Below are 6,368 nucleotides of genomic sequence, written 5' to 3' on the forward strand. Positions count from 1 at the left end.
TTTGCAGACTTTTGAGGATTCCATACTTTTAGCAAAAGAAAAGCTCATCGAATACAATGAGCTTAAAGGTTCTTTTCAAGTGTCAGATTAACCACAACTGTCAGGTTAAGTAGTGGCTAGTACACTTTAATGTTAGACCACCTTAAATTCGCAACATCAATCAAATCATGCCCTCCGATAACAACTTGAAACATAAAAAATTGCCCTTTGCATGCTTTCTTTGGTTTTGTCGGTTGCCTTTGAATGTTCAAATTTTTGAAGTCTGTGAATATCTTCGACTTTCCAACTTTTTAAATCATGTTCAGCACTTGGAATATTCGAAATCAGCCCTTTAAAAGGTTTGGTGTCTTTTACTCCCAAATCTCTTTTTATAGCTTCATTGTGAATAGTACGAATGGTTCTTAGATAATAGCTAATACCTCCTTCATTCGTTCCATTCTTGATTTTGAACAATTTATAATCTTTGACCCATGTATAGGTAATATCGTTTAAGTTAAAGGCTTCTTGATTGGTCTTGTGGTGTCGGAAAGTGTCATGGGGTTATGATAAAACGTAAGGTAGTTTTAGTAGTACTTATTTGTCAATCGGATATTCTTGTTTCAATTCCAAGACATTATAAGCTTCCCTAACTAATTCAATGTTTAAGTTATACACTTCAAGTCTTTCGTTGATATATGACCAATCACTTTCCCTCCCCCAAGCAGAATCCTTTAAAATCATCTTGTTCATGAATGCCCCATCACAAAGCATTATTTTGAGTGTGCTATCGCAAAATTTTTGATACCACGAACTTCCTTCATTTTTATATCTTTCAATAATCCAATTCTCGCCAGGTTTGGTATTGATGATTTTTTTATACTGAACTATTTTGGGAGGCTCTTTTCCTAATATATTGTTTGTTGTGTTGGTCGCCCATTTGTTAATCTGGCAAAAAACGTTGCAATCCTTTGATGATTGAGAAACGAAATAACCAAGCCCAAACAGAACGAACAATGCTAGTAAGCCAAGTATACCACCGCCCCCGCTATTCTTTGTTTCCCTTTCCCATTTCTCCTTACCTATCCATCTTCCTTTGTAATCATAACCTCGTCTTTTTGGGTCTGGCTGATCATCGTAGTATCCCATAGGGTTGCCTTTTTATGCAATATATCCATTTTTAGAGTAAATACCCTTGACTCAAAGGCCCCCATTAAAGCCCCCACCATTTCAAAACGAAAACTTCCCTCCCCCCTCTAAATTTCAGCAGACCAAAGAAAACTGATGCAATGTAATTATAGAAGAGTATTTTTTGAATTTTTATACTAAGAGATTAAAAGATGAAAAAAGTGGCTTAAATGGAATTTTACAAATACTAATCTCTAATTGTAACTCTTGAAATCGTTACAACAAACATTGAAATCAAAATTATTCCTAGTAAGGCTTCAATACCTGCAAAAATCTTGGTCAAGCCAATTGGATGCGCATCACCATATCCTAAGGTTGTAAATGTCACTGTACTCATGTAAAAGGAAAGGGCCAAATCGTTAAATGTTGGAATTAATTCATCAAGTGATAATGCTAGTTCTCTTTTTACCATTCTTGGTTCAGGTTCACCAAAATAATTAAACCCAAAAAATAAAAATGTGAAAGAGAATGAGAAAATCACCAATAATGAGATTAGAAAAGTTCTAAAAGGTTTTTCTCCATATCCAGTGATAATTTCATTTAATAGCTTCCAGGCAAATTTTGTATGAGAGTATTTGTCACTTTGAAACGCTTTCCTTAAACACTTTTGTTCATGAAAATGAAAAACTCCTCCAAGTTCATATAAACCTTTCCTTTTTGCCGATAATTTTAATTCCCTATATACCGATGCAGTATGATTGTATTCATCACTTCTATCTTTAAATTCTTCGTCTTCATCATCATAAAAATACTTAGGTTTATCCCTAACAATTTTTTCATTTAATAGAATCTTACCTTTCGGCTGAAACACTTTCCAATTATAATCCAGTCCAAATTTTGTGCTAAAATCAATGTCTACATTTCTCAACGGGGATAAATAGAAATTTACATTTTTAAGATTAGCTTGAATCATATTTGAATCAGATAAATCTGAATATCTAATTGTTGAGTTGCTTAAATCCACATTGTATAAATTCGCTGATTTAAAAGAGCTGAGGCTAATAATTGATTTCTTGATTTTTGCATGCATCAAGTTGCAATTTTCAAATTTGCAAGAGAGAATATGAGAATTAGAAAAGTTTGAAGCGATTCCCTGTATCGTGCAATTAGTGAAATTCACATCATTTAGCGAGGCATATTTAAAATTAACGCCCGTTAAGTTTGCTCCATCAAAATCAATGTTGTCAAGTTCTATTCCCCTCAGATCTTGGGGGTTTTTATTGGCACCTGGATTTTTCAAATCTCCAACATAGGAAAGAGGGAGAAAAGTTTTTTCTTTCCATTCAAATTTTCCTAAATACTTAGTCCAATCCCCTTTTCCCGATTTGATGGTTTTTACTATTAACCATATTCTTACTTCCTGATGTTTCCATCTTGCTTTTAACTTCCTTTCGATTTTAGAACTCATTTTAAAAACTAGTAAAAAACATTAGGTTATTGCTTACAGCATTCTTTGTTACATAATAAATTGCCTATTTGCTTCATTCCAGTTATTATCAATATAACCTTTACGAAATAGAATTGGCAATAACGACTGTTTTGTACTATAAAGTAATAAATTGTTTTTTTTATAAATGAGTATCAAGCCGCAATTTTTTCTGTATTAGGAAATTCAAACCATTTAATGGCTACTCTAAGTGCCTTTTGATCGTCTATTCCCCTTGATATGCACCATGCCCATTTTCCGAATGCTTTATCAGTTGGGTAGCTGATGCAATCGAAACGTCTGTTGTACCTTCTCTCGAATACCTCATAGTAGATATGGTCAGTTTTTGAATCAGTTACCTCATAGATATAGGCTCGACAAGAAGAGCGAATCTGTGTGTAGGTCTTTGTTCCTTTTTGGTAAGCTTGACTCAGTTCTTTCATGATAGGTCAAGTATATAATTCTTTTCTTTCAAGACTACATCAAGGACACTTTTTACGATTTTCCTATCCTTTTCAAAGAATATCACTGAATCGTGCTTTGTAATGCAATTGATGCCCAAATCATAGAGCTTGTCCAAAGCTCCGTCCACATAGATGAGGGCTTCTTCCTTCTGCATCTTTATCGGCAACTGTTTATAGTCCCATTTGACCTTGTAATCATCGACATATGCAATCATTTCAGGGTAACGTTCCCTAATCTTTTCCTTTTCGGAACTCTTTGTGGTCGGCTTGGAATAGACCACTTGCATCATTGTGGTCTTTGCCGTGTCCCTGTCACAGCCAAGAACGCCCTGGACTTCTTCATACAATACACCACCAGTTGAATCTTGCACAAAACCGTCATGCACAACATCCTTTATTATATTTCCCAAGATAGCATACTGGCTATTGGTGGCATCAATCTCCCCAAGACCATTTTTATGCATTATTATCTTCAACAAAGTCTTTGGCAATGTGGTAAAGTTGTGGTCAAGGCGTTGGTTCGTCCTGTTGCGTTTGGCATATAGGCTTCCCTGTTCCATGTTCTTGACCGATTGGGTATAGGACAACATTATCCTGTGCTTTTTGCCCGACAAATAGTCCTTTACAGTATCCATGTAATACTTATCACCGTCCTGTATAAGTTCCTTTCCCACTTTACAGGCTTTCTTGATTGCCCTGTCTCTGTATTCGTAATTGATTTCCCCATCATCATGGAGTATCGGGAGCTTGCCATCTTCAATTGAGTAATTGACCTTTAATCCATCCTCACCGATGTTGTACACATGGTCGTCTATAGCATGGTAAAGTTCATCATAAGGTATGTCAAGGCTGTTGTAAAAGGTCTCAAAACCATTTAAGAACTTTTCCTCTTTCAAGTCTTGGACATACTTGTACGTGTATTTTACCTTTTGTTCGGCTGTAGTATCCATGTTCTGGATAATATCTGGATTGATTCTGTAAAACTTTGACTTGCCTGAATCCTTACTATACTTTTCATCACATTGTACGATGTCGGTATCCAATAAAAGTCTTAGAAACTCTTGATATTTGGAATTGAAAACCTCACGGAAGAGATTGGCACTAAAAGGGACAAGGGCATACATTGAACCATGCTCCTGTATGGAATCCCGAACCAGTAGGTCGATGAAATGAAAAGCCTTTTGCCTTTTAATGATGGAGAAACCGATTTTGTTGACCGCTTCAATTAGGTCAATAGGAAGCACAACGCTCTTGTAGAAAGTCTTGTTCATGGTAAAAATAGATTTGGGAGGTTCTTGGTCGAACCGTTAAAAAATGATGGTTAAATCTAGTGGAAGATTAGCTGATTCAGCTATTGCAAAGATACCACTTAAAAATGGATGCCACAAAAATATAAACTATTAGTAAATAGTAAGTTAAACCACGTATCAGCAAGGGTTTAAGGCAGGTCAAATGGTACTTTTAAGACTAGAATCACAAGAATGTAAATGCCCAAATAGTAGAGAAAGGTGTCCACCACTGTACAATAAGATTGTTACAATGGTAAACTGTAGATCATTATATCAGAATTATAGTATTATGAATAATAATTCTACATATACCCATTATGTTACCACCTTTTTGGTCATTTTGGTGACGACAGGCTTGGTTTAATCAATATATGCATATCAAAACAAGACCCTATACAGTTTTATCTATATGTTTTTCTTTGTCATTCCTTATATTTATATCCCCCCTGTCAGAATCTCAACAAACATATTAGAAAAGATAGCTTTCTGCTACACTAAAACGAGTTTTTCAAGAATAACTAAGACTACAAAAAATGGACTTTGGCAAAATCTTCACTAATGAAACAACAATAAAAATCAGTGTTGTCAAGCTTGATAATAAAAAAATGACGAAGGGCATATTCAATCAATTACATATTTCCTCACCTTTTGATAAGCTATATAACCTGAAAGAAGAAGTTCAGATTCTGGGTTATGTTAATGAAAAGGACAAGTGGGTTATTTGGAGTAATAAACAAAGACTTTACAAGTACGAAATCTATAATTTTTCCCCTTTAATAGACCTAGACTTAAATAAGGATAAGATTAAAGATTTATATCACATTTACCCTTCGGAAAACATACGTTCCTTATACTTTGGAGACGAACATTATAGTTTTGAGGAAATCTCCTCTGTTTTAGACAAAAAAGAACAGTATGAAATTCTTGACAAACAAGAAATACTTTTAAGATTAAGAAATGAGATTCTAAATAGACAAATTTTTCTATGAAAAGCCTAAGAGAAAGAATAACACGTTTATTTGGAATCCACAAGACAACCTATTTTTTTGTCTTTATTTTCATTTTGATGTTATTCATACTGACCTCCATTGACTTAACATGGGTAAATGGTGGGTTCGGAAATCAAGAGTTTATAGAAAATTTAATCGTGGAACTTCATGGCGTTTTAGGAGACTTATTGATTTTTGGTATTGTTTTATCCATCTATGACAATTACAAAAATCAAAAAAGAGATATTGAAAAACAATCTGAAGAAAGAAGGTTGAAAATTGAAAGATTAGAGGAAGAAATCGATGATTATCGGGAATGGGAAGAAAAGGAAGCAATGTATAGAATAAGGGGTAATATCCGAAGACTTCAAAAATTAAACCATCATGAGAACGATTTGAAGTCATGCTACTTGCCTTATACAGAGTTTTCAAAATTCACATTTAAAAACACTTGGTTTTATCAATCAAACTTGGGTCGTACCATTTTTGATAATTGTATTTTAGATGGAAGTGACTTCTACGGCACTAATCTAAGAGAATCATACTTTACAGCCTGTAGTTTAATTAAAACAAGTTTTATTGGAGCAGATTTGCAGGGGGCAAAATTTTTAATGTGTGATTTGGGGGAGACTTATCTTGTTGGTGCAAACTTGAACTCAACAACTGTTTCTGGCGACTCGAAATGGATAGAAAAATTGGATGACCAATCACAAAGGCATATTCATTTGAACTACATTACATTGAACGGAAAAGAATATAAGAGTATCAAAAATCTGCTCAATAAAAAATATGCAAAGGACTTTGATTTAAATATATTTAATGGATATGTCTCAGAAAATGCCATTATTTTCATTAGTTCTGAACTCTATAACATTTCTATAAAAAAATCAACCGATTGACTTGTTAGCCTTAAGTGTACTAGCCACTACTTAACCTGACAGTTGTGGTTAATCTGACACTTGAAAAGAACCTTTAAGCTCATTGTATTCGATGAGCTTTTCTTTTGCTAAAAGTATGGAATCCTCAAAAGTCTGCA

6 protein-coding genes and 1 pseudogene are annotated in these 6,368 nt (G+C 34.2%); 2 read left to right on the forward strand and 5 right to left on the reverse strand.

Translation table 11 applies throughout. The features are described 5' to 3' along the window. Positions 1–165: 165 nt before the first annotated feature. From E4661_RS18720 to E4661_RS18740, 5 genes and pseudogenes are all read right to left on the reverse strand, one after another. A pseudogene (locus E4661_RS18720) lies at positions 166–498 on the reverse strand (phage integrase SAM-like domain-containing protein); the annotation flags it as partial. A 75-nt stretch (positions 499–573) separates the two neighbouring features. Next, positions 574–1,125, reverse strand: coding sequence for a hypothetical protein (locus tag E4661_RS18725; protein WP_136468993.1), 552 nt, complete (start codon positions 1,123–1,125; stop codon positions 574–576). 226 nt (positions 1,126–1,351) lie between these two features. Continuing rightward, complete coding sequence (locus tag E4661_RS18730; RefSeq protein WP_136468994.1) at positions 1,352–2,572, reverse strand: pentapeptide repeat-containing protein; 1,221 nt, start codon at positions 2,570–2,572, stop codon at positions 1,352–1,354. Between the two features lie 173 nt (positions 2,573–2,745). After that, entirely contained in the window at positions 2,746–3,033 is a 288-nt protein-coding gene (locus tag E4661_RS18735; protein WP_136468995.1) for a hypothetical protein, read from the reverse strand. Further along, positions 3,030–4,325, reverse strand: coding sequence for a hypothetical protein (locus E4661_RS18740; protein WP_136468996.1), 1,296 nt, complete (start codon positions 4,323–4,325; stop codon positions 3,030–3,032). Before E4661_RS18740 ends, E4661_RS18735 begins: the two co-directional genes overlap by 4 nt. Positions 4,326–4,876: 551 nt before the next feature. On the opposite strand from E4661_RS18740, the gene E4661_RS18745 reads away from it, so the two are divergent. Beyond that, the gene (locus tag E4661_RS18745) at positions 4,877–5,332 is read left to right on the forward strand and encodes a hypothetical protein (RefSeq protein ID WP_136468997.1); all 456 of its coding nucleotides are present in this window, start codon (positions 4,877–4,879) and stop codon (positions 5,330–5,332) included. Next, entirely contained in the window at positions 5,329–6,231 is a 903-nt protein-coding gene (locus E4661_RS18750; protein WP_136468998.1) for a pentapeptide repeat-containing protein, read from the forward strand. Before E4661_RS18745 ends, E4661_RS18750 begins: the two co-directional genes overlap by 4 nt. Positions 6,232–6,368 lie beyond the last annotated feature (137 nt).

Origin of the sequence: Flagellimonas onchidii (assembly GCF_004804315.1) — a bacterium.
GTDB lineage: Bacteria > Bacteroidota > Bacteroidia > Flavobacteriales > Flavobacteriaceae > Flagellimonas > Flagellimonas onchidii.

Excerpts from the sequence above, each read along its gene's own strand:
- E4661_RS18735 (WP_136468995.1), bottom strand. The coding sequence starts at position 3,033 with ATGAAAGAACTGAGTCAAGCTTACCAAAAAGGAACAAAGACCTACACA.
- E4661_RS18750 (WP_136468998.1), top strand. The coding sequence starts at position 5,329 with ATGAAAAGCCTAAGAGAAAGAATAACACGTTTATTTGGAATCCACAAG.
- E4661_RS18740 (WP_136468996.1), bottom strand. The coding sequence starts at position 4,325 with ATGAACAAGACTTTCTACAAGAGCGTTGTGCTTCCTATTGACCTAATT.
- E4661_RS18745 (WP_136468997.1), top strand. The coding sequence starts at position 4,877 with ATGGACTTTGGCAAAATCTTCACTAATGAAACAACAATAAAAATCAGT.
- E4661_RS18725 (WP_136468993.1), bottom strand. The coding sequence starts at position 1,125 with ATGGGATACTACGATGATCAGCCAGACCCAAAAAGACGAGGTTATGAT.
- E4661_RS18730 (WP_136468994.1), bottom strand. The coding sequence starts at position 2,572 with ATGAGTTCTAAAATCGAAAGGAAGTTAAAAGCAAGATGGAAACATCAG.